Below are 25,031 nucleotides of genomic sequence, written 5' to 3' on the forward strand. Positions count from 1 at the left end.
TACACCATGGCCTTCAGCCTCCCCTTGCCCACGGCCGATGGCCGCATCAGCCCCTACACCCTGCAAGGCCGCCCGCCGGTCGCGCCACAGCGGGGCGTGGCGTTCAACCGCATCGCCTACTCGGCGGCCCACGTGGTGGCCAACCCGCTGGCGGCCATCGACCCCTGGCTGCAGTGCGCGGTGGACTGGGACGCGACCATCGCCTACCGCCAGCGCCTGTGGTCGCTGGGCCTGGGCGTGGCCGAGGCCATGGACACCGCGCAGCGCGGCATGGGGCTGGACTGGCCCACCTCGCTGGAGCTGATCCGCCGCTCGCTCGACGCGGCGCGCGACTTCGGCCCCGGCGCGCTCCTGGCCTCGGGCTGCGGCACGGACCACCTGGTGCTGGAGGACGTGAAGTCGGTGGACGACGTGATCCGCGGCTACGAGGAGCAGATGGAGGCCATCGAGAAGCTCGGCGGCAAGCTCATCGTGATGGCCAGCCGGGCGTTGGCCCGGGTGGCGCAAAGCCCCGCCGACTACGAACGCGTGTACGACCGCATCCTGAGCCAGGCACAGCAGCCCGTGGTACTGCACTGGCTGGGCGACATGTTCGACCCGGCCCTGGCGGGCTACTGGGGCTCGCGCGACGTGGATGCGGCCATGGACACGGCGCTGGCGGTGATCGCCGCGCACCCGGACAAGGTGGACGGCATCAAGATCTCGCTGCTCGACAAGGACAAGGAAGTCGCCATGCGCCGCCGCCTGCCCACCACGGGCGGCACCGACGGCCAGGGCGTGCGCATGTACACGGGCGACGATTTCAACTACGCGGAACTCATCGCCGGCGACGGCGCGGGCGGCACGCCGCGCCAGGGCCAGAGCGATGCGCTGCTGGGCATCTTCGACGCCATCGCACCGGCCGCGAGCGCGGCACTCGCAGCGCTGGCCGCTGGCGACACGGCGCGCTTTCACGCCATCCTGGGGCCCACGGTGCCGCTGTCGCGCCACATCTTCGCGGCGCCCACGCGCTTCTACAAGACGGGCGTGGTCTTCATGGCCTGGCTCAACGGGCACCAGAGCCACTTCACCATGGTGGGCGGGCAGCAGAGCACGCGCTCGCTGGTGCATTTCGCCGAGCTGTTCCGGCTGGCCGACCAGGCCGACCTGCTGGAGCAGCCCGAACTGGCCGTGCAGCGCATGGGCCACCTGCTGGCACTGCACGGCGTGAGTGCCTGACCGCCATGCGTGATTTCACCCAAGACCACCGCTGGCTCTCCATCAATACCGCCACCGTGCGCAAGCAGCAGGGGGCCGAGGTGCCACTGGCGCGCATCATCGACCAGTGCGCCGCACGCGGCATCCGCGCCATCAGCCCCTGGCGTGACCAGGTGGCCGCGGCGGGGCTGGACGCTACCGCGCGCCAGCTGCGCGCCCATGGCATGGAACTGTCGGGCTACTGCCGCGGTGGGTTCTTCCCGGCGGCGGATGCGGCCGGCCTGCGCGCCGCGCTCGACGACAACCGCCGTGCCATCGACGAGGCCAAGACGCTCGACGCCGCCTGCCTGGTGCTGGTGGTGGGCGCACTGCCCGGGGCGCTGGAAGGCACGCCGCACTACACCGACATCGCCCGCGCGCGCGGCGAGGTGGTCGACGGCATCGCCGCGTCGCTGGAATACGCGCGCCAGGTGGGCATGCCGCTGGCCATCGAGCCGCTGCACCCCATGCAGGCGGCCGACCGCGCCTGCATCAACACGCTGGAGCACGCGCTCGACATCTGCGATGCGCTGGACCCCAGTCGCAGCGGCAGCCTGGGCGTGGCGCTGGACGTGTACCACGTGTGGTGGGACCCCAAGCTGGAACAACAGATCGCGCGCGCCGGCAAGGAACGCCTGCTGGCCTTCCATGTCTGCGACTGGCGCCTGCCCACGCGCGACCTGCTCAGCGACCGGGGGATGATGGGCGACGGCGTGATCGAGCTCAAGAAGATCCGCCAATGGGTCGAGGCTGCGGGCTTCGGGGGCTATGCCGAGGTGGAGATCTTCTCGGCGCTGGACTGGTGGCAGCGCACGGGCGAGGACACGCTGGACACCTGCATCGCGCGGCACCGCAGCGTGGTCTGAGCCCCCGGGGCGGCTCCGCGCCCTGCGGACCCCGGCGCCACCGGTGCGCGTGGACCCGTGGACCCGTGGACAGCATCGTCCGGGCCCGCGCCACGGCGGGCCGTCACCCGGGGCCCTCGGCTGCCACGGGCCGTGCGAGGGCGCAGCCTGCGACGCGCGGGGCGGGCCGGCCGTTGCCCCATCACCCTGGCCGCAATGGGGAAATGGTGCAAAGGGCTGCATAATTACGAATCAATCTCATCACCAATCCCGTTCGCATCCGTTTCGCCATGGCCTCCAGCGCAGTTTCCCGCTTGCACATCGTTTCGCGCATCGCCGCGGGCGTCCTGGGCGGCTATGCCTTCACGTGGGGCTTCATCGCGCTGGGCATCGGCCTTCTGTTCGCGGCGCAGATGGAGTTCCACGATGCGGAGGCCCTGGGCTACATCGTCGGCTTCATCGTCTTTCTGGTGGCCTTTCTGTGGGCGTTTTCGGCGGCAAGCGTGAAGCGCGTGTGGCTGGTGCTGGCCGGCGGCGGGGCGCTGATGACCGGCGCCGCCTGGCTGGTGCAGCGCGCCATCCTGTAAACCGCGCGCACGAACCCAAGAGGTAGATACCCATCATGTTCCAGAACTTCCGGCTCACCATGGCCTGGCTGCACACCTGGTTCGGCCTGGTGCTGGGCTTCGTGCTGATGGTCGTTTTCTTCTTCGGCTCGCTGTCGGTGTTCGACCGCGAGATCGACCGGTGGGCCATTCCCCAGACCCGCTTCGAGCCGCAGCCCATGCCCTCGTTCGACAAGATCCTGCAGCCGGCCTTCCAGGACATGAGGCCCAGCGCGGAAAACATCGAGGCCGCCAGGGACCGCGTGAACGGGCCTGTGCCGCAAAGCTTCCCCGTCATCAAGACCTGGGGCGCGTACACCACCCACCGCGACCCGGTGCTGGGCCTGTTCGCGGGCTATGAGCTGCCCAATGCCAAGGACCCCGACGACAACACCATCTGGGGCAACCGCACGATCGATCCGCGCTCGGGCGCCTCGCTGCCCGACGACCACCTCAAGATCGGCAGCCAGTTCTTCTACCCGCTGCACTACAGCCTGAACTTCAAATGGAAGGACCTGGGCACCTGGATCGTGGGCTTCGCCGCGCTGATGATGCTGGTGGCGCTGGTCAGCGGCGTGGTGATGCACCGCAAGATCTTCCGCGAGCTGTTCACCTTCCGCCCCCGAAAGCACACGCAGCGCAGCGCGCTCGACCTGCACAACCTCACGGGCGTGGTGGCGCTGCCGTTCCACTTCATCTTCGCGTTCTCGGGGCTGGTGATCTTTGGCGGCATGTACTTCCCCATCACCCACACGCAGCTGCACCCGCTGCACGAGCTGCACGAAAAACACGAGGCCGCAGAAACCGGCCTGCCGCACGAGCGCGCGGGCACCGCCGGCACCCTGGCCTCGGTGGACGCGATGGTGGCGCAGGCCCAGCGCCGCTGGGCCGCGCAGGGCATGGCGGGCGACGTGGGCTTTCTGACCGTGCAGCACGTGGGCGATGCCAATGCGTACGTGAGCGTGTACCGCGCTGGCACCGACCGCATCGCGCTCGTGGGCAACGGCATCCACTTCAAGGCCAGCACCGGCGAGGTGCTGCGCGAAGACCCGCCGCTGACCCCGGTGGCCAACGTCAACACCTTCCTCACCGGGCTGCACCTGCAGCATTTCCGGCACTGGCTGCTGCGCTGGCTGTATGTGCTGGGCGGCCTCTCGGGCTGCGTGTGCATCGCCACGGGCTTCATCTTCTTCGTGGAAAAACGCAAGCGCCAGCACGCCAGGCAGGGCGTGACCGGAGCGCGCTGGGTGGACGCGTTCGCGGTCTCCACCGTGACGGGCATGCTGATCGCCGCGCTGTCCATGCTGATCGGAAACCGCCTGCTGCCCACCGACCTGCCCGCGCGCGGGGACTGGGAGCAATATGTCTTCTGGGGCGCCTGGGCACTGGCCTTCGTGCACGGCATCTGGCGCACCGCGCCCGTGGCCAGCGCGCGCATGGCCCCCGCCTGGGCCGAGCAGTGCTGGGCCATCGCCGTGCTGGGCGTGGCTGCCGTGCTGCTCAACTGGGTGACCACGGGCGACCACCTGCTGCGCACCCTTGGCAACGGCTACTGGCCCGTGGCCGGCGTGGACCTGGCCATCCTGGCGAGCAGCGCCATCGCCGTGCTCGCCGCGCGCAAGCTCAAGCACCGCGCCCAGGGCCAGCTGGGCGCCCCTGCCGTGGACGGCGGCGCGGCCTCCTCGCTGGAGACCGCCCGTGCCTGACGCCTTGCTGCTGGTGGCGGCCCTGGCCGCCAACGTGGTCGGCCTCGGCTGGCTGGCCCTGTCGATGGATGCGCACTGGGAGCAGGTGCGCGGCACCGAGCCCCTGCGGCGCAGCACCGTGCGCACACTGCGCTGGATGGGCGCCGCCGGCCTGCTCGTGGCCCTGGCCCTGTGCCTGGCCGTGGACCACGCATCGATGGCGTCGCTGGTGTGGTTCATGGCGCTCGCGGGTGCCGCGCTCACCATCGCGTTCACACTGTCGTGGCGGCCCCGCGTGCTGGGCGTGCTGATCGCCTGGGTGCGGCGCAGCGGCGCTGGCGTGGCCCGATAAAACCGCCGCACGCAGTTCATGCGGGCCCAGGCTGGGTGGTGCGATGTTTGCGCCCCGGCTTCGACAGGCTCAGCCCGAACGGCTTGTGAAATACCGGGAGGCGACGCTCCCCGAACCCGATTCCGCCACACCCTCAACCACTGGCGCGCCCCCACGCCAGTGCACCCGTGGAACCGGCTTCGCCGGGCCACCGGGTGCTTCACCCTCGGGGGAAGCCGCGCAGCGGCTCAGGGGGGCATCAAATCTTGCCCATGTAGTCCCGCTTGCCCAGCTCCACGCCGTTGTGGCGGGCCAGCGCGTAGGCCGTGGTCACGTGGAAGAAGAACTGCGGCAGGCCGTAGTGCAGCAGGTACTGCTCGCCCGGAAACTGCCGCTCGCGCGCGGTGCCGGGCTGGATGGTGATGGTGCGCGTGGCGGCATCGGCAAACGCCTCCACGGGCAGGCCTTCCACGAACGCCAGCACGGTGTCGATGCGCTCGTTCAGGTCGGCAAAGCCGGGGCGGTCCGCATCCGGATACGAAGGCACCTCCGCCCCCGCCAGCCGCGCCGCCACGCCCTTGGCGAAGTCGCAGGCGATCAGCACCTGGCGCGCCATGGGAAACATGTCGGGGAACAGCCGGGCCTGCAGCAGCGCGTCGGGGTCGAGCTTGCGCGCCGTGGCGTGCGCCTCGGTCTTGGCCAGGATGTCTTTGAGCGAGCCCAGCATCTGGCGGAGAACGGGAACGCTGGCGTTGTAGAGGGGAGATGTCATGGCGGGATTCTTGTCTTGGGATGAAGCACAGGGAAGGAAGGGTCGGCGCCCGGCGGCCTTTTTTTACCCGCCGGGACCGGAGCGCATTGCAGCACATCGGCGCACTCCGTGCTGGCGCCCCGCCTTTTGGGCTCGTGCCCGGCAGTGTCAGGCCAGGTGCTGGCGCAGCTGGATCACATTGCCCTCGGGGTCGTGGCCATCGCAGGCCCGAAAGCCCCGGGCCTCCCATTCCCTGGCCGCGGGCGCGAGCTGCCCGCCCAGGGCCACGGCCCGCAGCCGGGCCTGGGCCAGGTCCGGCACCGCGAAAAAGAGCTTGATGGGGGTCTCCTCGCGCACCACGGGCGGCTGCGTGATGGCGATGGCCCGGGCGATCCGCTGCGGGATGGCGTGGACCACGATCTGCACCGCGCCAGACTCCAGCACGATATGGTCGCTTTCGGCGTGGACCACGTTCAGGCCGCAGAGCCCTTCATAGAACGCGGCGAGCCGCTGCATGTCCTTGGCGAAGACGACGGCGCCGGACGAAGGCATGGTGGACACGGTGAATCTCCCGCAATGGACGGATGGATCGATGAGGGGCAGCCGCCGCCATTCTCACCGAGATTCACGCGGCCACGGGGTCCGGCAGCAGGCCGCCCGGCCCGCGTTCAGGCCGCCACCGGCGCCACCGTCCTGCGCACCCGGCGCACGTTGAAGGCGCTGGCGATCAGCACGCCCTGCACCACGGCCAGCCCCAGCAGCACGGCGGTGAAGCGGCCCTGGTCGAGCAGCACGCCGAACAGCAGCGGCGACAGCGCCTGGCCGATATCGAGGCCCGAATACACGATGCCGTAGACGCGGCCCGTGGAGCCCTCGGGCGTGGAGCGCTTGACCAGCAGGTCGCGCGAGGGGCCGGCGATGCCGGCGCAAAAACCCATCACCCCGAACAGCACGGGCACCAGGGCGCCGGGCGGGTGCGCCAGGGCCAGCGCCACGGCCACGCAGGCCGCCAGGCCGAAACCGATGCCCACGATGCGCTCGCAGCGGCTGGGGTCGGCCGCCAGGAAGCCGCCCAGCACCATGCCACCGGCGCTGGCCACCATGTAGACCGTGAGGCACATCGCGGCCAGCGCCACGGGCACGGCATGCAGCTGGCGCGCGGCCTCGGGGGCAAAGGCCTGCACCACGTTCAGCGCCACGGCGTAGAAGAAGAAGAACGCAAAGCACATCCACACGGCGGGGATGCGCAGGAACGCGAAGTTGCCGCCCTGCCCGGCCGCGCCGGTGGCGGCGGACCTGGCCGCAGCGGTGGGCGCGGGCATGGGCGGCAGCGCCAGGTGGCGGCGGCTGACCAGCAGCACCAGCAGCACCGAGAACGCCAGCACGCCCGCGCACACCAGCGCCACGCGCCACGATGTCGCGATGGCGATGGGCACCAGCATGGCGGGCGCGAGCGCCCAGCCCAGGCTGCCGGTGATGCCGTGCACGCTGTAGGCGTGGCCCAGGCGCGGCGCGCTCACGCGGCGGTTGAGCAGCGTGTAGTCCACCGGGTGGAACACGCCGTTGCCGATGCCCGCGAGCACCGAGAACGCCGCGAGCATGGCGTAGCTGGTGCTGGCCGCGAAGCCGAAGGCCGCCAAGCCCAGCAGCGCCAGGCCGCCGAACAGGATGGGCCGGGGCCCGAAGCGGTCCACCACGAAGCCCGAGCCCGCCTGCACCGCGCACGAGACCACGAAGAAGATGGTCATCAGGAAACCCAGCTCGGTGTAGCCGACCTGGAACGCGTCCTTGAGCCACGGGAACAGCGGCGCCAGCAGGAGCTGGCTGTAGTGGCTGATGAGGTGGGCGATGCCGACCAGCCCGATGACGCTGGCATCGGCGCGCAGCGGGGTGGAGGCAGGCGGAAGGCCGTGGACATTTGCGGTGGTCATGGCGGCATCGTAGTATTGGCCCCGGGTTTCTGGAATGCGACGGAACGACAGCTTTCGGCGAATTTGCGCCAAACCGTTGATCCGGGGCACGCCGGCCACGCCCCCTTTTCTGCTTTTTTTCGACCCGCCATGGCCCGTACCAGCCAAGCCGCTCCCCTGGGCGACACCGACCCGTTCACCCCCACGCCCGCCAGCCCCGTGCGGGTGCGGGCGCGCGACATGCCGGCCGATACGCATTTCGAGCCGCACCGCCACGCCTGGGGCCAGCTGGCCTACTGCGCCAGCGGGGTGGTCCAGGTGAGCGTGCACGCACCGGGCACCGCCACCGCGTACATCGTGCCACCCTCGCGCGCGGTGTGGATCGCCCCCGGCGCGCTGCACGCCGTGGCGGTGCTGGAGGCGGCCGCCTTCCGCACGCTCTACATCGACCCCGGCGTGGTGCCGGCTGGCGGCGCGAACTGCCGCGTGATGGCCGTGACGCCCCTGCTGCGCGAGCTGGTGTCGGCGCTGGACCCGGTGGGCGGCCCGCACCCCGGCCCCGCGCGCGAGGCCGCGCTGACCGCGCTGGTGCTCGATGAGATCGGCCAGGCCGAAAGCCTGGCCCTGGGCGTGCCGCTGCCCGGCCCCCACAGCGACAAGCGCCTGCGCGCGCTGTGCCAGGCCGTGCTGCACGAGCCCGGGCGCTACGCCACGCTGCGGCACTGGGCGGCCGACAGCGGCGCCAGCGAGCGCACGCTGGCCCGCCTGTTCCGCGCGCAGTTCGGCATGGGCTTCGCACAGTGGCGCCGCCAGGCCGTGCTGGCCCATGCCCTGCCCCGCCTGGCGCGCGGCGAGCCCGTGGGCCAGGTGGCGGCGGCCAGCGGCTACGCGAGCGAAAGCGCGTTCTCCGCGATGTTCAAGGCGGCGATGGGGCAGCCGCCCAGCGGGTTCATTGGCAAAAACATGGCCTAGCGCACGGCCGGAAAGCGCCAACAGCTATCAAATTCGCAGCGAACGGATGTCGCCGGATGGGACCACGCCCCTCAGCCCGGCGCGACCCGCTGCTGCACCAGGTCCATCGCAAAGCGGCCGTGGCCCACGGACCAGTCGGAATAGTCGTTCTCGTGCAGGAAGATGAACACATCGGCCGGCGCCACGCCCGCCAGGGTGTGCAGGTTGTGAGCGATGGCGGCGTACAGCGCGCGCTTCATCGCATCGCTGCGCCCGCGCCGCAGCGTGATCTCGAGCACCACCACGCGGTCGGAGCGGGCCACGCCGTTGAAGGTGCGGCTGCAGGCGAACTCCCCGGGCGCGTAGCCGGCCACCAGGTTGAACAGCTCGTCCGGCGGCATGCCGATGCTGTCCACCAGCGCCTGGTGGACGCCTTGCACGATGGCCGTGCGCGTGGCGGCGGGGGTGTCTTGCGGAACATGGGTGCGGATGAAAGGCATGGCGGTGTTCTCGTATGTTCCCTGAAGTCAATTAAATAGGCAGAAGCGGGCAGCGCAGCCTTCAGGCGATCCGGGCATTGCCGCTGATGGCATGGGCCATTGTTGCTATCGTTCTGCCGCCTGCAAAGCGATGATTTCTCCGCAGCCTTGTGCACTAAACTCACAAAGATGAGCCCCCGCCTGCCCCCACTGGGCGCCCTGCGCGCCTTCGAGGCCGCCGCCCGCCTGGGCCGCATGACCGCGGCGGCCGACGAACTGTCGGTCACGCCCGGCGCCATCAGCCGGCAGGTGCGCCAGCTCGAGCAGCACCTGGGCGTGCCCCTGTTCGACGGCAGCAAGGCCCGCCCCACGCTCACCCCGGCGGCGCGCGTGCTGCAGCCCGTGCTGACCACCGCGTTCGCGCACATCGCCGAGGCCGTGCGCGAGATCGGCGACGGCAGCCGAGGCCCGCTGGACGTGGCCTGCTTCAGCACCTTCACCGTGAAATGGCTGATCCCCCGGCTGTTCGACTTCCAGGCGCGGCACCCGGGGATCGAGGTGCGCCTGCGCACCACCGCCGACGCAGGCGCAGGCGCCGGGGCCGCCCCCGCGCGCTGCGACGTGTCCATCACCGCCGAGGAGCCCGGCGCGGCGCGGGACACCCCGGCCTGTACGCGGCTGTTCCCCGAACACCTGGGCCCGGTGCTGAGCCCCGCGCTGGCCGGGCGCGTGGCCCTGCGCCAGCCCGCCGACATGGCCGCTCCCGCCCTGCAGCCCCTGATGCTCCACACGCGCACGCGGCGCAACGCCTGGGCCATGTGGGCGGCCGCCACGGGAGCGCCGGTGCCTGCCGCCCCACCCGCGGGCCCCGAGTTCGAACACTACTACTTCACCCTGGAGGCCGCCGTGCGCGGCCTGGGCGTGGCGGTGGCCCCCTGGCACCTCGTGCTGGACGACGTGCGGGCCGGCCGGCTGGTGGCGCCGCTGGGCTTCGCGGCCTCGGGCTACGACTACGTGCTGCGCCGCCGCGCCGGCGCCCACCCCCGGATCGATGTGTTCTGCGCCTGGCTGCAGGCGCAGGCCGAGGCCACCGCAATGCCCCCGGGCCCGCAGGCGCCCTGAGATCGCCCTACGATGGGCATTCCTTGCCTTCGCCGCCCCGCCGCCATGCCCGACTCCGCCATCCACAGCTACCAACCCCGCCAGGGCCACGGCCTGCCGCACGACCCGTTCAATGCCATCGTCGGCCCCCGCCCCATCGGCTGGATCTCCACGCAGAGCGCGGCCGGAGCCACCAACCTCGCGCCCTACAGCTTCTTCAACGCGTTCAACTACGTGCCCCCCATCGTGGGCTTCGCGAGCATCGGCTTCAAGGACACGGTGCGCAACGTGCAGGAGACCGGCGAGTTCGTGTGGAACCTGGCCACGCGCGACCTGGCCGAGGCCATGAACCAGAGCTGCGCCAACGCGCCGCCCGAGGTCAGCGAGTTCACGCTCGCCGGCCTCACGCCCCGACCGTCCACGCAGGTGCGCCCACCCCGCGTGGCCGAAAGCCCCGTCACCTTCGAATGCCGCAGCACGCAGATCCTGCAGCTGCAGGGCGCAGACGGCGTGCAGGTGCCCACCTGGCTGGTGCTGGGCGAGGTGGTGGCCGTGCACATCGACCAGCGGCTGCTCAAGGACGGCGTGTACGACACCGCCAACGCCGGCCACATCCTGCGCGCGGGGGGCCCGGCCGACTACTTCACGGTGGGGCCGGAGCAGTTGTTCAAGATGTACCGGCCACGGTAGGCCGCGCCCCCTGCGCTACGGCGGCTCCAGCGGCAGGACCACGCTCACCTCGAACCACGGGATGGCGCCCCAGCCGCGGCGGCGCGTGACCAGCGTTTCGCCCGAGTACATGGACACGCGGTAGGCCAAGCCCTGCGGCCCCGGCAGGCTGCCCGCGCCCTCGCGCCCCCGGTGGCGGCTGCGGGGCTCCCAGCCACAGCACACGAAGTGCAGCCGCGCCATGCCGGTGTGGCGTGCCAGGTAGCGCTCCACGGCCGCCGCCTGCGCGCCCGGTACCCGATAGGTCGCGGTCAGCGCGCGCAGCTGGTGCAGGTGGCCCTCGGCACAGCCGGTCCATTCAAGCCCCGGCGGCTTGTGCCGCTGCACGGCCAGGAAGTCAGCGCACGAGGCCGTCTGGCCGAACGCGGCGGGCGCGAGGAGGAGGAAGATAAGGCTCAGACACGGCACCGCGACGGGCGCGCAGCCCCGGCGCCACCACCACCACTCCATGCGCCGCGCCCCTGGCTGGCATGCAGGCGGCGGCAGGTGGCGCTGCGCCATGGCCTGTTACCGCGACAAGGGCGCGCACAGGCCTGCGGCCGGGTCCCGCGCCCATTGCTCTGCCCAGGCCCACACCTGCTGCACGCCATCCGCCCCGGCGGCGCGGCGCTGCAGGCCATGGTCCGCGTCGGGCAGGCTGCGCGCGCAATAGGGCTCGGTGCGCAAGGCGGCGAGTTCGGCAAACCGTTCGTATGCGGCGGGGGGCACCAGGGCATCCTCGCCGCCCCACACCTGCACCACGGGCCAGGGGCTTTGCACCAGCGGCAGGGTCAGCGGCCAGCTCCACAGGTCGCGCCAGTAACCCAGGCTGCGGCCCTGCGCCACGGCGGTGTCGGGCCGGCTCCCGGCCACCACGCGGGCCAGTTCCTCCCAGTCTTCCTGCGCACCCAGGCGCTGCGCCTGCAGCCTGCCGGCCTCCTGCGGGTCCAGCCCGCTGGCCGACAGCAGCACCAGGCCCGCCAGCTGCGGCACTTCGGGGGCGAGGGCGGGCAAGAGTTCGGCCCCTTCGGAGATGCCCACCAGCAGCTGCGGCAGCGCGGGCGCGCCGTCGCGCGCGCGCTGCCGCGCATCCGCGACCAGGGCCGCACGCGCGTGGGCCAGCCAGGTGGAGAGGCGGTCCTGCTGCACGAATTCGCGCGCGCAGTCGCCGGGGGCCGTGCGCGCCTGCGGGTCCACGCCGGGCTTGTGCAGCACCAGCACCTGCGCGTGCAGCAGGCCGGCGAAATAGCGGTCGGCAATCGGGCCCATGCCCGCGCAGCCGGAGCCGGGGATGACGATCACGCGGTAGCGCAGCGGTGCCGTGCGCTCGCTGCGCGCGAGGGCCTGGAGCGTCGCGCCATCGGCGCCCGGCAGGGGCCGCGGTGCAAACGGCTCCGACGGCGGCGGGGCCTGGGTCGGCGCCGCCGGGGCCTGCGGGGGCGCCTGGGGCGCGTCCGCGGACGCTTCGGGCCCGTACACATTCACCAGCGATCCGGACACGGCCGCCGCATAGAACGGCGGTGGCGACGCGGCGCAGCCGCCGAGCACCACGGCACCGGCCGTGGCCACGAAAAAGGCCAGCGCAGGGCTGGCCAGGGACCGCCCAGGCGCGGCACAAGAAAAAAAGCGTTGGACGTTGAGCACAGCCGAAGTCTGGCACGACTGCGGCGACCCGGAATGCTGCGCCTGCCACTGGCGCGCCGCCAGGCGCCTGAGGTCGCAAGATGCTAGCAAATCAATAGCATATCGCGCTTATCCATCAACCGGAACGGGGCAATCCAGTCAAGACCGGCACGCCCCGGCCCAGGGATGCCCTTATTTCAGGATGAGGACCTGCTCGGGCTGCTGGGGCTGCGGCACGGGCATGGGCTGGCCGCCCTGCTGGTACACCGGCGGCGGGCGCACGCCGCGCGCCAGGTGGGCGTCGGTGTAGCCCAGCTGCATGGCCATCTGCTGGTACACGTCCTGCGCGAGCGACAGCGAGGTCTCGCGGATCACCTTGGCGCGGTTGGGCGGGGCGATGTCGCCACGGATCGACAGGATCTTGGTGTCGTTGCCTTCGCCCTGGGCGGAGAACGCGGCCTTGATCTCGTAGGTCTTGGTGTTGATGAGCGAGAAGTCGGCCAGGAGCTGCAGGCCGTACTGGCGCGTGGCGCTGGTGGTGCCCTGCAGGGGCGAGAGCGCATCGGTGAAGTCGATGCTGGAGACCACGCCGAACAGCACGTAGTCGGCGCCGTTGAACTCGCCCTTCTTGATGCGGCTGATCACGTCGTTGACCTGGGGCTGCACCTGGGGCGTGGCCATCTTGCCACCCTGCACCTGGTTGAGCACCTGCTCGGCCTTGGAGGGCTGGGGCTTGCCCGCGTCGAAGCCCTTGCCCTGGATCAGGCGGAAGTAGGTGCCCTGCAGGATGGCACCCTTGATGTCGTTGGTGTAGCCGCCGAGCTCGCGCTGCTCAATGTAGCTGTAGCGGCCGGCCACGTAGGTGCCGCTGGCCTGCTCGGACGCCTGCATGTGGTGGCTGCCCGAGTGCGAGCCGCCCCCGCCGTAGGGCCCGGCGCTGTAGCCGCCGCTGTGGCTGCCGCCCGCGCTCATCTGGCTGCTGCGCTGGTAGGTGCCGGCCAGGAAATATTCGGACACGCGCTGAGCGTAGGCCAGGTCCGTCACGGCGATCTTGGGCGCGGCGCCCGGCTGCTGCGCCTGGGCGGCGGTGCCCCACGCCATGGTGGTGGCGGCGATCACGGCCAGGGCCGTGTGGAGGGTGATTCTGCGTTGCATGGTGTGCTCCTTGTGAGCTGACGGAAATTCATGAATGGGTCGAGCGATGCGGGCCGGAGCACCTTCATCCTTCGAAACTGGCGCGGCCCAGGCCAGCAGCCGCCGTGCAAGGGCCGCCCCGCCGCACTGGCGGCGTCCCCCTTCCCGCGCGCAGCGCGAGAGAAAGGGGGAAGCGGCGCAGCCGCTCAGGGGGTTGCCTACTTCTTATCGCTTGCTTGTCTTGCGGATCTCTTTTTCATCCTGCCACTCGATCGTGCCTTCCTGCACATCGAACAGCTTGAGCGTGAACTTGTAGTACACGTCCTTGGTCGCGTTGTTCTGCTTGACGATGCTGGTGAGCTCGCCTTCCATGCTGTACTTGGCGGCCGTCATCTGGCCGACCTTGGCGGTGGTGCCCTGCTTGTACAGGCCGCTCTGGTTCTGGCGCTGCAGCTCGTCCACACCGGCCTGCATCTCGTTGATGGAGCGCACGAAGCGCACCTTGCCCGACTTGACCAGCGCCGTCTGGATCGAGTTCATCACGTTGGTGGTGTCGATGTACTCGCTGGTCTTGTTCTTCACGGTGGAGATCGTCACCGTGGGGCGGCCCTGGAAGATGCCGGTTTCGAGCAGGCCGCCGGTCATCTTCTCGGCGATCATCTGCAGGTCGGTGGAGCCGAACTCGTTGGTCACCAGCTCGACGGCCTTGGCGTCGCCGTAGTTGACCTGGCGGTCAAAACGCACGGTGGGCGAGGACAGGTTCTGGCAGGCCGAGAGGGCCAGGGTGCTGGCCGCGAAGGCCAGGATGAGCGTGGTGCGCTGAATGGTGTTGCGTTGCATGTTGTTTTCTCCGGTCGGCACTGTGGTGTTCAGCGCGGTTCTACGTTCATTTCCAGGCGCAGGTCGACGGCGGCGCTGGTCGGCGCCACGCTCTTGACGGTCTGCTGGCCCAGGCCGAGCACGCTCATCTGCTTCCACGATTCGCCGTCGCCCACCTGGTTGCCCACGTTGTCCAGCCACTTGAAGCGATAGAACACGGTGCGGTCGGTGCGGCCCATGTTGGCCATGTCGGCCTGCACGACGAGGATGTCGTTCTTGCGCACGATGCGCATCTCGCGCACGGCGATGCTGTTGGCCTCGCCGCGCAGCGCCACCTTGGAGGCCACGGCCAGCGGCGTGGCCGGGTCGTGCAGCTGGGCGCGGGCCGCGGTGGCCAGGGTCAGGGTGAGGGCCGCGCACGCGATGGCGGGTGCGGCGGCGGCAAGGGCAAAACGGGTTCTCATGCCAGAGGCTCCTTGGAAATGGGACATGTGCGGTTTCAGTTCTTGGCGGCGGGCGCGGGCGTGGCCGAGGTGGACTTGACCACCGACTTGGGCACCGAGCGCGTCCGGCTGGTGGTGGTGGTCGTCGTGCGCACGGTGGTGGCAGGCTCTGCGGCGGCGGGCTGCGGCGCGGCGGCCACGGTGGGCAGCTGGCCCAGCATGGCCACATCGCCGGTCAGCACGCTGTTGTCGTACATGCGCAGGGGCACCAGGGCGTACTGGCCGTCGATCTTGATGGGCTGGGGCAGCTGGCGGCCGTTCACGCTCACCACGTGCTCGCCCGGTGGCAGGTAGCCACGGGCCACGTACACGCGGCCGGGCAGCATGCGCCACATGCGGTCGTCGGCCTGCTCGGTGGCCACCGAGGCCGCCGCGCCGATGATGCCGCCGATCAGGCCGCCGCGCTTTTGCAGCTCGTTCTGCAGCACGCCCTTGGCCACGGCGCGGGTGAAGCCGCGCAGCACCATGCCGGGCATTTCGTCCTTGAGCGCGCGGCGCGCCATCACGTTCACGTCCACCACCTTTTCGAGCTTGAGGTCGGTGCCCGCGGCGGAGATGGTGGTCAGCAGCGCGTCCTTGGACGGCTCGATCACGGGGTAGGAAATACTGGCCGTGACCATGCCCCGGCCCGTGGGCACCGGAAGCGTGAAGGCCTTGGGCTTGCGCGCGGGGGCGTCACCGGCTTCCACGATGAAGAGCACGTCGGTCATGCGCTGGCGGCGCTTCCAGGTGAAGCCGGTGCGGGTGTCCAGGCCGCGCAGGCCTTCTTCGAGCACGCCGGTTTCGGGCTTGAGCTCGATGGCCTTGCGGTAGCCGGGCGCGGCCAGGCCGGGCTCGTTGAGCATTTCGTACAGGAAGCCGGCGAGGTAGTGCGAAAGGGCGTTCTGGTAGCCGTTCTTGAGGGCCAGCACCTCGGGGTCGTTGAGCGTCTCGACGGGGTAGCCGTTGAGTTCCTTGCCCCCCGAGGTGGCGCCCTTGGACTTGGCTTCTTCTTCCGCCGCCAGGGTTTCCTTGGCACGGAACTCGGCAATGATGGCCTCGCGCTCGTGGGTGCGCTTGATGTCCACGCGGGCGTTCTCGAAGTCGCCCACGGCCATGCGGTTGAGCGCCAGGCGCGTGGTCACCCACACCTTTTCATAGTCCTGGCCTTCATAGACCTTCAGGCGTTCGCTGATCAGCGCGGCGCCCACGGTGCCCATGAGCTTGCTGGGGTTGGTCTTGGCGGTTTCTTCCCATTCCTTGACCTTGATGTCGGCCAGCAGGAAGGCGTTGGTGCTGTCGGGGTAGCGGCGGTCCATGCGCAGCAGCTCGCCGCGTTCCATGTTGAACAGGAGCGCGGTCTTTTCTTCCTCGGTCTTGGCGGTGCTCTCGAGCTGGGCGATGGCCGCGGGAATGCCGCCGCTGCGCCCGGCGTTCTGCATGTCGGTCGCCAGCTTGTCATGGCTCTGCATGGTGGCGCAGCCCGTGAGGGCGGCGCTCAGGGCCAGCACCCACAGAAGGCGCGGGCGGAAACGGGATGGGTGGGCGGTCATGGATGCTCCTTGCAGATCGGTCGGTTGCGCACCAGAAAACCCCGGCACTGCCCACGCGCAAGGCCGCGCCACGCCAGGCGCGCACCGGTCAGGGAGGTGCGCCGCGACGGCGGAAAGCGCCTGCAGGATGGGAGATCCGGACAAGGAAGGTGCTCGCTGCGCGTGCGCCCCCTCCCGGCGCTTTCACGTGCTGCTGGCAGCCCCCTCTGGCTGTGAGTTTCTTGGTAGTTTTGTATGGGGTTGTAGCCAGGGACGCAATGTAGCAAAAGCTTGTATCTTTTCTGTAACCGCGCCGAACGGCTCAAATCGCCATGGAACAGTGGCATCTCATGCCTCCACACGGTTGAGCGGCATGCGGTAGAGCCACACCACGCGGCCCCCCGGCGCGCGCAGCTGCACGCTGGGCAGCACGCCGGGGATCGCGAATTCCAGGCTCACCAGCCACGCGCCGGGCGCCAGCTCGGCCTGGGCCTTGGCGGCGGCGCGGGCCATGCTCTCGGGCCGCTGGAACAGGTACACCATGCGGTAGGGGCTCCAGTCCTCGGCCCACATGTCGGCGCGCCGCACGCGGGCCCAGGGGCACCGCAGGGCGCACAGCAGGCGCAGGGGCCAGCTCCATTCGATGCCCTCCAGCTGCGCGGCCGGGTAGGCGTGGCGCAGTGCCTTCAGGCCATCGCCCACGCCGCTGCCCGCGTCCAGCACCCGCGCCCCCAGCGGCAGCGGGGCCTGCGAGGCCAGGGACTGCAGCGCATGGTGGGGCGTGGGAAACAGCGGCGCATCGCGCCAGGCGTTGAGCGGGTAGACCAGCAGCAGCAACGCCAGCGGCACCAGCCACGCCCAGGTGGGCAGGCTGGCCGCGCCCAGCAGCGCCAGCGACAGCGGAAAGCCCGCCGCGATCAGCCCGCGCCGCCACCAGCTGCCGCCCAGCACGCTGGCCGCCGTCCCGATCAGGCAGGCGGCCAGCAAGGCCGCCACCGGTGGGACCGCGCGCTGCAGGGCCACAAAAATGAGCCACGCGCACGCCCACGCCAGCAACGCGGGCAGGGGCCAGGGCATGCGCAGGGCCAGCATGGGTTCGTGCTCAGCGGCCAAAAATGCCGCGCAGCAGGTTGACGGGGTTGACCACGTTGCCTGCATCCGTGCCACCCTCGCCCGCTGGCTGCTGGCCTGCCGGCGCGCCGCCCATGCCGCTGGAATAGGCGCCGCCCGAGGGTGCGCCGGGTGCCGTGCCCATGCTGCCGCCGCGCCGCCCCTGCATCTCTTCGCCCAGCATGGCCATGGTGTGCGACTTGACGCGCACGCGCACGGCCCACTCGGGCTCCCAGGCTGCCTTGGGGTCGGCCGGGCGCGGGGGGTGCACGATGTGGCTTTCGCCGCCGTAGGCCATCATGCGCAGCATGGGCGTGGCATCGCGCCCGCCGCCCGCGAAGATGCCCTGCGGGATGGCGCACTGCGTGGTTTCGGGCGAGAGCAGCACCCGCTCCTTGAGCCAGCGGTCGATGGTGGCGGGCGACAGGTAGTCGAACAGGCCCATGCCCGTGTCGGGCGTTTCGGCGCTGGACCACATCACGAGGTCGTCCCCGTTCTGCGACATGGCGTGCAGGTAGTAGGCGCGCGCATTGCGCACGGGCTGCCAGCTGGTGCCCATGCTGTCCTGCGGCTTGCCGGTGGTGCGCAGGTCGATGGCGGGCATCAGGTCCTGCGCGGCACCGAGCGTGAACTTCATGGATGCAGGCACGCCATCGCCGCGCACCTGGTGTTCGCCCACCAGGGAGCTGCCCGCCGACAGGCTCACCTGGTTGCGTTCGTTGGGGTACAGCGCATAGGAGGGGCCCACGCGCGGCCCCCGGTCGGGCACGGCGCGGCCGGCGAAGGCCTGGGCATAGTCGGACGGCTTGGCGCGCGCCAGGTCGATCACGCGCGGCTGGCCCGCGCGCACCGCGCTCCCGCAGCCCCAGTACAGCAGGATGCGGCCCTTGGGCTGGTGCTGCTGGTATTCCTGGGGCACCTCACCCGGCTCGGTCTGGGTGGGCTGTGCGCGCGGGGGGACCAGCGGCAGGGATTCGCCCATGCGCATGCCCGCCGGAATGGCCTGGCTGGCCTCGACGCCGGGGCGCAGGGTGTTGTGCAAGGCGATGTCGATGACACGCGGCGGCATGATGGACATGGCGCGGGCGTTGCCGTAGGCCGTGTTGCCACCGCCCGCCCTGCCCTGCGCGCCGCCGCCCATGAGGCCGCCGAGCATGCCGCCCCCGCCGGGCAGGCTGTCCATCTCGGGCATGCCCGCCATGGTGCCGGTGGACACGTCCATCCACAGCTGGACCTTGGGGGGTTTGGTGTTTTGGGCCTGGGCGCCCAGGCTGGCGATGCACAGGCCAACGGCCAGGCAGGCGGGGGTCAGGACGAAGCGCAAAGGGGTCATGGGGGTCTGCTCCAGGAGATGCATGGATCACCCGGCAAACCATCGTGGGCCGCAGGGCGGCTGTATCGCCGCCCTGTGAAGAGGCCTTGCGGTCAACCCGGGTGTGTTGAACGCAGCGCAGTGTAGGCCCCGCACAGACGCATTTTGCCTGCGCAAGTTACGTGTGGAAACCGCTTGTGTGCGCTATTTCACACATCCCCGGCACAAGAAGGCTAGGCCTGACCCCGCAGGCGGTCGATCAGCCCGTTCAAGGCCTCCAGCGAGCCGAACTGGATCGCCAGCTCGCCCATGTCCTCCACCCGGCCGTGGCGCTTCACGCGCTTTTTCACGCGCACCTCGACCTCGGCCATGAGCAGGTCCGAGAGTTCTTCCTCCACGCGCTTCAAGTCGCGCGACTTTTCCTTCTGGGGCTTTTGCGGCACCAGGCTGAACTCGGCGCCGATCTTCTTGACCAGGGCCTCGGCCTCGCGCACCGACAGTTTCTTGGCCGCGATCTGGTTGCCCGCCGTGATCTGCGCGGCGCGGTCCAGCGACAGCAGCGCGCGCGCATGGCCCATGTCGATGTCGCCGGCCATCAGCATGGTCTGCACGGGCTCGGCCAGGTTCAACAGGCGCAGCAGGTTGCTGGCGGCGCTGCGCGAGCGGCCCACGGCCTGCGCGGCCAGCTCGTGCGTGAGCCCGAATTCCTTGACCAGGCGCTGCAGCCCGTGGGCTTCTTCCAGCGGGTTGAGGTCTTCGCGCTGGATGTTCTCGATGAGCGCCATGGCCGCCGCCGACTCGTCGGGCACATCGCGCACCAGCACCGGCACCTCGGCCAGGCCCGCCAGGCGCGAGGCCCGAAAGCGCCGCTCGCCTGCGATGATTTCGTACTTGCCCGCGTGCTCCCCGCCCGTGAGGCGCCGCACCAGGATGGGCTGCATGATGCCCTGGGCCTTGATGGACTCGGCCAGCTCATACAGCGCCCCTTCGTCCATGCGCGTGCGGGGCTGGTACACGCCGGGCACCAGTTCAGACAGCGGCAGGCTGCTGGGCAGCCCGGCTTCAGCCGCCTGGGCCTGTTCCACTTTTTCTTCGACCTTGGGGCCCAGCAGGGCTTCGAGGCCTCGGCCGAGGCCCTTGGGTTTTTTGGTGACCATGAAATGCTTCTCGCGAAAAGGAATGGGGAAAGAGTCTTCAGCGGTCGATGATGACCAGCGTGCCATGGCTGCCCGGTGCCACCGCGTGGGGCACGCCAGCGGGCACGATGAACACCTCACCCGCGTTCACCTCGGTGACCTGCCCCTGCAGGGCGAGGCGCATGCAGCCGTCGAGCACCAGCAGCGCCTCGTCAAAGTCGTGCGACTCGTCGGAGTAGGCGGCGTTGTCCATGCGCAGCACCTTGACGTTGGCGCCTGCGGCCTGGCCCACGACCGTGGAGCTCCAGGCGCGGGGAAGTTGGTCGGCGATGGCGGGCAGGTTGACTTTGGTCATGGATCGGATCACTGAGAAATTCGGTAGCTGACGGCTACACGGCGCACCACGCGCCACAGGGCCCAGCGGCTCATGCCGGGTTGGCCAGCTGCAGCAGCCAGCCATGCCCCTCGTCCCAATCGCCCAGGCCCGATTCGGCATTGATGTGGCCGCGCTCGCCGTAGTCGATGAAGCGCGCGCCCCAGGCCTGCGCCAAACCTTCGGCGCGCTCCAGGCTGCAATACGGATCGTTGCGGCTGCCCACCAGCACGGCCGGGAACGGCAGGGGTTTGCGTGCAATGGGCGCCCAGCCGTGGATCTGCGCGGCCAGGTCGGGGCGTTCCACATCGCCCGGCGCCACCAGCAGCGCGCCCACCACGCGGTGCGCGTTGGCCGAATGCGCAGCCCACCAGGCGGTAAGGATGCAGCCCAGGCTGTGCGCCGCCAGCACCACGGGGCCATCGGCATCGACCACGGTTTCCTCCAGCCGCGCCGACCAGTCGCCGCGCAGCGGGCGCATCCAGTCGTGCTGCTCCACGCGGTGGTAGCCGTGGCGGGCCTCCCACAGGCTTTGCCAGTGGCCGGGGCCCGAGTTCTGCCAGCCGGGCAGCAGCAGGATGTTGGAAGCCTTCATTACTATCAATTCAATAGCTATCAGCGCTTGTCCATCAAGCGCCAGGTGCCATTTTTGCCATGGAAGATGCAGCAGCTGGCATGTTTTTCACGCGGTCCACCATCTCTTGCGCAAACTCGACGAAGGCCTGGCTGCCCTTGGCCGCCGGGTCAAACACCACGCCGGGCAAGCCGTAGCTGGGCGCTTCGGCCAGGCGCACGTTGCGCGGGATCACGCTGTTGAACACCTTCTCGCCAAAGTGGCCCTTGAGCTGGTCGCTCACCTGCTGCTGCAGGGTAATGCGCGGGTCGAACATCACGCGCAGCAGGCCGATGATCTGCAGGTCAGCATTGAGGTTGGCGTGCACCTGCTTGATGGTGTTGACCAGGTCGGTCAGCCCTTCGAGCGCGAAGTACTCGCACTGCATGGGCACGATCACGCCGTGTGCGCTGCACAGGCCGTTGAGCGTGAGCATGGAGAGCGACGGCGGGCAGTCGATGAGCACGAAGTCGTAGTCGCCATCGGCCTCTGCCAACGCGGCCTTCAGGCGCTTTTCGCGGTGCTCCAGCGCCACCAGTTCCACCTCGGCGCCCGCCAGCTCGCGGTTGGCGCCCAGCACCCAGTAGCCACATTTTTCCGACAGCACGGCGGCCTCTTTGACCGAGGCGGATTCGAGCAGCACGTCGTACACCGTGAGGTCCAGGCTGCGCTTGTCCACGCCCGAGCCCATGGTGGCATTGCCCTGCGGGTCCAGGTCCACCATCAGCACGCGCTGGCCGATCTTGGCCAGGCCCGCAGCGAGGTTGACGGTGGTGGTGGTCTTGCCAACACCACCCTTCTGATTGGCAACGCAGAAAATTTTGGCCATGTGGGTGTTGCAGTCCGTGTTGTTGTCGTTGTTTTATTTGGAGATGGCCAGCTTGATGCCAAAGCCGATCAAAAAGACGCCCGCCACTTTTTCCAGCACGCGGCCGATGCGCGGGTTGGCGCGCATGCGCGCGGCCAGGTGGTGCGTGAGCAGCACGGCGACCAGCCCGTAGAGGAACGTCAGCACCGCCACGGTAGCCGCCATCACGCCAAAGGTCAGCATGCCCTGGTGGCGCGCCGGATCCACGAACAGCGGGAAGAACGCCATGTAGAACACGATGGCCTTGGGGTTGAGCAGGGTGATGAGCCCCGCCTGCTTGAAATAGTGGCGCGGCTGGATGTTGAGGATGGGTTGTGCCCCCGGCTTGGCCGTGAGCATCTTGAAGCCCAGCCAGGCCAGGTAGGCGGCCCCCAGCCACTGCACCGCATGGAACGCCGTCGGGTACGTGGCCAGCAAGGCCGCCACCCCGGCCACCGCCGCCCACATCAGCACCTGGTCGCCCGCGATCACGCCCATGGTGGCGGCCATGCCGCCGCGCACGCCGCCCTTGCTGGTGGAGGTGATGAGCGCCAGATTCCCGGGGCCCGGAATGAGCAGGAACAACACGATGGCGGCGACAAAGGCGCCGTAGTCTGCGATGCCGAACATGATCTCTCCCGGTGTGCTGGATCTGGAGGGGGTGCCGCGACATGCGGCGCACCCACGATGAGCAGCCGAGTTTAAGCGACCACCCCGCCCTGCTCCCTCATCCGCATGCCAGCGGCTGGCAAACCCGTCCCAAAAAACCTCAGGCGGGCTTCAACCAGATGATGCAGCGCTCGGCCTCCAGGCCCGGGACAGTCAGTGGTTCCACGTGAAACACCGACGCACCCGCGGGCAAGGCGGCGATCTCGTCCTCTGGGTGCTTGCCCTTCATGGCCAGCCACACGCCGTGGGGCGCGGCCAGCGCACCCTGCGACCAGGTCACGAAGTCGGGCAGCGAAGCAAACGCACGGCAGCTGATGATGTCGAACGGCGTCGTCAATGTCTCCACGCGCGCATGCACCCCATGCAGGTTGCGCAGCTTCAAGGACACCGCCGCTTGCTGGATGAATGCCGCCTTCTTGCCCACCGTGTCCACGCAGCTCACATCCACCGCCGGGCAGCAGATGGCGAACACCACACCGGGCAGCCCGCCGCCCGAGCCGACATCCAGCAGGCGCACCGAGCCCGCTGCCAGGCCCTGTGGCGCCAGGGTAGCGACGTGCCGGCGCAGCGGTGCCACCGCCGCCAGGCTGTCGAGCAAATGTTGCGTCATCATCTCCTGCGGGTCGCGCACCGAGGTCAGGTTGTAGACCTTGTTCCACTTCTGCAGCAGGGCCAGAAATTCCATCAGTTGGCTGACCTGGTCATCGCCCAGGCCCAGGCCCAGAGCATCTGCACCCGCCTGCAACTGGCTGCGCAATGCGTCGTTGTGGGGTACGGTCATCGTCATGCCGCGACTTCGCCTTCAGCCTTGGACGGGGCGACGGCAAATTCCTTGAAGCCACCCTTCTTCAGATGCACCATCAACAGCGAGATCGCCGCCGGCGTGATGCCCGTGATGCGCGATGCGTGGCCCAGGGTCTCGGGCCGGTGGCGGCTGAGCACCTGGCGCGCCTCGATGCTCAGGGCCGTGACCTGCATGTAGTCCAGGTCGGGCGGCAGGCGCAGTTTCTCGAAGTGCGCGGCGCGTTCCACCTCGCCCTTCTGGCGGTCGATGTAGCCCGAATACTTGGCCGCAATCTCCACCTGCTCCACCACGGGCTCGCTCAAGGGCCCCAGTGTTTCACGTGAAACCTCGCTGGAGGCGTACTTGCCGCCGTCCATGGACACCAGGCTGGCGTAGTTCACATCCGGGCGGCGCAGCAGCTCGAACAGGTTGTATTCGTGCTCGATGCTCTTGCCCAGCACGCGCTCCGACTCGGCCGCGGGCAGGTTGCGCGGGTTCACCCAGGTGGCCTTTAGGCGTTCTGTTTCACGTGAAACAGCATCGCGCTTGCGGCTGAACGCATCCCAGCGGGCGTCATCCACCAGGCCCATTTTGCGACCGGCTTCCGTCAGGCGCATGTCCGCGTTGTCCTCGCGCAGCTGCAGGCGGAACTCGGCCCGGCTGGTGAACATGCGGTAGGGCTCGGTCACCCCCTTGGTGATGAGGTCGTCCACCAGCACGCCCAGGTAGGCCTCGTCGCGGCCGGGCAGCCAGGCGGCTTCGCCCCGGCACTGCAGCGCGGCATTGATGCCGGCGAACAGGCCCTGCGCCGCCGCCTCTTCGTAGCCCGTGGTGCCGTTGATCTGCCCGGCGAAGAACAGGCCCTGGATCTGCCGCGTCTCGAAGCTGCTCTTGAGCGAGCGCGGGTCGAAGTAGTCGTATTCGATGGCATAGCCAGGGCGCAGGATGTGCGCGTTCTCCAGGCCGGGCATGCTGCGCACCAGGTCGTACTGGATGTCGAACGGCAGGCTGGTGCTGATGCCGTTGGGGTAGTACTCGTGTGTGGTCAGGCCTTCGGGTTCCAGGAAGATCTGGTGGCTGTCCTTGTCGGCAAAGCGGTTGATCTTGTCCTCCACGCTCGGGCAGTAGCGCGGGCCCACGCCCTCAATCTTGCCGGTGAACATGGGGCTGCGGTCAAAGCCGCTGCGGATGATCTCGTGCGTGCGCTCGTTGGTGTGGGTGATCCAGCAGGGCACCTGCTGGGGATGCATCTGCGCGTTGCCCATGAAGCTGAACACGGGCACGGTGCCCTCGTTCACGCCACCGGGCATGCCGTCGCCGGGCTGCTCGGTGCACTTCGAAAAATCGATGCTGCGCCCGTCGATGCGCGGTGGCGTGCCGGTCTTCAGGCGCCCCTGGGGCAGCTTCAGCTCCTTAAGGCGCGCCGACAGCGACACCGCAGGCGGGTCCCCGGCCCGGCCGGCCGCGTAGTTGTTCAGCCCCACATGGATCTTGCCGTCCAGGAACGTCCCGGCCGTGAGCACCACCGTCCGGCTGCGAAAGCGGATGCCCACCTGCGTGACGGCGCCCACCACCCGGTCGCCCTCCACCATCAGATCGTCCACCGCCTGCTGGAACAGCCACAGATTGGGCTGGTTCTCCAGCATGCGGCGGATGGCGGCCTTGTAGAGGATGCGGTCGGCCTGGGCGCGCGTGGCACGCACGGCGGGGCCCTTGCTGCTGTTGAGAATGCGGAACTGGATACCGCCCTCGTCCGTGGCCAGCGCCATGGCGCCGCCCAGCGCATCCACCTCCTTCACCAGGTGGCCCTTGCCGATGCCGCCGATGCTGGGGTTGCAGCTCATCTGCCCCAGCGTCTCGATGTTGTGCGTGAGCAGCAGCGTCTTGCTGCCCATGCGCGCGGCGGCCAGCGCGGCCTCGGTGCCCGCATGGCCACCGCCGACAACGATCACATCAAATTCCTGGGGATACAACATGGGGACACTCCGGGGCCTG

The 25,031-nt window shown here is 69.6% G+C and carries 27 protein-coding genes; 8 read left to right on the forward strand and 19 right to left on the reverse strand.

The genetic code is table 11. The annotated features are described in order from the left end of the window. The first annotated feature begins 6 nt into the window (after positions 1-6). The 5 genes from AC07PV_RS10400 (at position 7) to AC07PV_RS10420 (ending at position 4,723) form a co-directional block, all read left to right on the forward strand. Positions 7-1,218: a dihydrodipicolinate synthase family protein gene (locus AC07PV_RS10400; RefSeq protein WP_494630170.1), complete on the forward strand. Its 1,212-nt coding sequence runs from the start codon at positions 7-9 to the stop codon at positions 1,216-1,218. A gap of 5 nt (positions 1,219-1,223) precedes the next feature. Next, positions 1,224-2,102 (forward strand): sugar phosphate isomerase/epimerase family protein, encoded by an 879-nt coding sequence (locus AC07PV_RS10405; RefSeq protein WP_218296443.1) that lies wholly within the window; start codon positions 1,224-1,226, stop codon positions 2,100-2,102. A gap of 269 nt (positions 2,103-2,371) precedes the next feature. Continuing rightward, on the forward strand, positions 2,372-2,668 hold the full coding sequence (locus tag AC07PV_RS10410; RefSeq protein ID WP_492806771.1) for an iron uptake protein: 297 nt from the start codon (positions 2,372-2,374) through the stop codon (positions 2,666-2,668). Positions 2,669-2,703: 35 nt separating this feature from the next. Further along, positions 2,704-4,392, forward strand: a complete 1,689-nt coding sequence (locus tag AC07PV_RS10415) for a PepSY-associated TM helix domain-containing protein (protein WP_494630171.1) — start codon at positions 2,704-2,706, stop codon at positions 4,390-4,392. Next, the gene (locus AC07PV_RS10420; RefSeq protein WP_218296440.1) at positions 4,385-4,723 is read left to right on the forward strand and encodes a DUF3325 domain-containing protein; all 339 of its coding nucleotides are present in this window, start codon (positions 4,385-4,387) and stop codon (positions 4,721-4,723) included. Before AC07PV_RS10415 ends, AC07PV_RS10420 begins: the two co-directional genes overlap by 8 nt. Positions 4,724-4,961: 238 nt before the next feature. On the opposite strand, the gene AC07PV_RS10425 is transcribed toward AC07PV_RS10420, so the two are convergent. The 3 genes from AC07PV_RS10425 to AC07PV_RS10435 all read right to left on the reverse strand — a co-directional run bounded on the left by AC07PV_RS10425 (position 4,962) and on the right by AC07PV_RS10435 (position 7,384). Further along, positions 4,962-5,474 (reverse strand): DUF1993 domain-containing protein, encoded by a 513-nt coding sequence (locus AC07PV_RS10425; RefSeq protein WP_218296439.1) that lies wholly within the window; start codon positions 5,472-5,474, stop codon positions 4,962-4,964. A gap of 147 nt (positions 5,475-5,621) precedes the next feature. Then, a complete protein-coding gene (locus tag AC07PV_RS10430; protein ID WP_255591003.1) occupies positions 5,622-6,005 on the reverse strand; it encodes a VOC family protein in 384 nt (127 codons plus the stop codon). A 116-nt stretch (positions 6,006-6,121) separates the two neighbouring features. After that, complete coding sequence (locus tag AC07PV_RS10435; RefSeq protein WP_218296437.1) at positions 6,122-7,384, reverse strand: MFS transporter; 1,263 nt, start codon at positions 7,382-7,384, stop codon at positions 6,122-6,124. 129 nt (positions 7,385-7,513) lie between these two features. Between AC07PV_RS10435 and AC07PV_RS10440 the strand changes: the two genes are divergently transcribed. Further along, positions 7,514-8,335, forward strand: a complete 822-nt coding sequence (locus AC07PV_RS10440) for an AraC family transcriptional regulator (protein WP_218339269.1) — start codon at positions 7,514-7,516, stop codon at positions 8,333-8,335. A 71-nt stretch (positions 8,336-8,406) separates the two neighbouring features. On the opposite strand, the gene AC07PV_RS10445 is transcribed toward AC07PV_RS10440, so the two are convergent. Next, complete coding sequence (locus tag AC07PV_RS10445) at positions 8,407-8,814, reverse strand: tautomerase family protein (protein ID WP_218296435.1); 408 nt, start codon at positions 8,812-8,814, stop codon at positions 8,407-8,409. Positions 8,815-8,982: 168 nt separating this feature from the next. Here AC07PV_RS10445 and AC07PV_RS10450 point away from each other — a divergent pair, with 168 nt between their 5' ends. Together AC07PV_RS10450 and AC07PV_RS10455 are read left to right on the forward strand one after the other, a co-directional pair. Then, a complete protein-coding gene (locus AC07PV_RS10450) occupies positions 8,983-9,915 on the forward strand; it encodes a LysR substrate-binding domain-containing protein (protein WP_494630173.1) in 933 nt (310 codons plus the stop codon). A gap of 12 nt (positions 9,916-9,927) precedes the next feature. Further along, positions 9,928-10,584, forward strand: a complete 657-nt coding sequence (locus AC07PV_RS10455; RefSeq protein ID WP_370627745.1) for a flavin reductase family protein — start codon at positions 9,928-9,930, stop codon at positions 10,582-10,584. 15 nt (positions 10,585-10,599) lie between these two features. Here the strand turns inward: AC07PV_RS10455 and AC07PV_RS10460 are convergent, their stop codons facing one another. The 15 genes from AC07PV_RS10460 to mnmG all read right to left on the reverse strand — a co-directional run bounded on the left by AC07PV_RS10460 (position 10,600) and on the right by mnmG (position 25,012). Further along, positions 10,600-11,124, reverse strand: coding sequence for a DUF4952 domain-containing protein (locus AC07PV_RS10460; protein ID WP_494630175.1), 525 nt, complete (start codon positions 11,122-11,124; stop codon positions 10,600-10,602). A gap of 6 nt (positions 11,125-11,130) precedes the next feature. Continuing rightward, complete coding sequence (locus AC07PV_RS10465) at positions 11,131-12,246, reverse strand: alpha/beta fold hydrolase (RefSeq protein WP_492254283.1); 1,116 nt, start codon at positions 12,244-12,246, stop codon at positions 11,131-11,133. Between the two features lie 171 nt (positions 12,247-12,417). Beyond that, on the reverse strand, positions 12,418-13,380 hold the full coding sequence (locus AC07PV_RS10470; protein ID WP_218296431.1) for a hypothetical protein: 963 nt from the start codon (positions 13,378-13,380) through the stop codon (positions 12,418-12,420). Positions 13,381-13,584: 204 nt separating this feature from the next. After that, positions 13,585-14,199, reverse strand: coding sequence for a penicillin-binding protein activator LpoB (gene lpoB / locus AC07PV_RS10475; protein ID WP_218296430.1), 615 nt, complete (start codon positions 14,197-14,199; stop codon positions 13,585-13,587). 29 nt (positions 14,200-14,228) lie between these two features. After that, complete coding sequence (locus tag AC07PV_RS10480) at positions 14,229-14,642, reverse strand: YcfL family putative periplasmic lipoprotein (protein ID WP_218296429.1); 414 nt, start codon at positions 14,640-14,642, stop codon at positions 14,229-14,231. A gap of 35 nt (positions 14,643-14,677) precedes the next feature. Then, on the reverse strand, positions 14,678-16,213 hold the full coding sequence (locus tag AC07PV_RS10485) for a COG3014 family protein (protein ID WP_218296428.1): 1,536 nt from the start codon (positions 16,211-16,213) through the stop codon (positions 14,678-14,680). Positions 16,214-16,540: 327 nt separating this feature from the next. Next, positions 16,541-17,284, reverse strand: a complete 744-nt coding sequence (locus tag AC07PV_RS10490) for a class I SAM-dependent methyltransferase (RefSeq protein ID WP_218296427.1) — start codon at positions 17,282-17,284, stop codon at positions 16,541-16,543. Between the two features lie 10 nt (positions 17,285-17,294). After that, positions 17,295-18,635, reverse strand: a complete 1,341-nt coding sequence (locus AC07PV_RS10495; RefSeq protein WP_494597714.1) for a hypothetical protein — start codon at positions 18,633-18,635, stop codon at positions 17,295-17,297. A gap of 212 nt (positions 18,636-18,847) precedes the next feature. Then, on the reverse strand, positions 18,848-19,771 hold the full coding sequence (locus AC07PV_RS10500) for a ParB/RepB/Spo0J family partition protein (protein ID WP_218296425.1): 924 nt from the start codon (positions 19,769-19,771) through the stop codon (positions 18,848-18,850). Positions 19,772-19,808: 37 nt separating this feature from the next. Next, complete coding sequence (locus AC07PV_RS10505) at positions 19,809-20,105, reverse strand: cupin domain-containing protein (protein WP_494630177.1); 297 nt, start codon at positions 20,103-20,105, stop codon at positions 19,809-19,811. A gap of 70 nt (positions 20,106-20,175) precedes the next feature. Further along, the gene (locus tag AC07PV_RS10510) at positions 20,176-20,718 is read right to left on the reverse strand and encodes an RBBP9/YdeN family alpha/beta hydrolase (RefSeq protein ID WP_492806764.1); all 543 of its coding nucleotides are present in this window, start codon (positions 20,716-20,718) and stop codon (positions 20,176-20,178) included. A gap of 34 nt (positions 20,719-20,752) precedes the next feature. Next, positions 20,753-21,565 (reverse strand): ParA family protein, encoded by an 813-nt coding sequence (locus AC07PV_RS10515; RefSeq protein WP_192426742.1) that lies wholly within the window; start codon positions 21,563-21,565, stop codon positions 20,753-20,755. A gap of 33 nt (positions 21,566-21,598) precedes the next feature. Then, positions 21,599-22,213 carry a LysE family transporter gene (locus AC07PV_RS10520; protein ID WP_218296421.1) on the reverse strand — a complete coding sequence of 205 codons (615 nt, stop codon included), beginning with the start codon at positions 22,211-22,213 and terminating at the stop codon, positions 21,599-21,601. 139 nt (positions 22,214-22,352) lie between these two features. Continuing rightward, complete coding sequence (gene rsmG, locus AC07PV_RS10525; protein WP_494630247.1) at positions 22,353-23,033, reverse strand: 16S rRNA (guanine(527)-N(7))-methyltransferase RsmG; 681 nt, start codon at positions 23,031-23,033, stop codon at positions 22,353-22,355. A 2-nt stretch (positions 23,034-23,035) separates the two neighbouring features. Further along, the gene (gene mnmG / locus AC07PV_RS10530; protein ID WP_494630178.1) at positions 23,036-25,012 is read right to left on the reverse strand and encodes a tRNA uridine-5-carboxymethylaminomethyl(34) synthesis enzyme MnmG; all 1,977 of its coding nucleotides are present in this window, start codon (positions 25,010-25,012) and stop codon (positions 23,036-23,038) included. Positions 25,013-25,031 lie beyond the last annotated feature (19 nt).

The sequence above is a fragment of the Acidovorax sp. GW821-FHT09A11 genome, assembly GCF_059418365.1.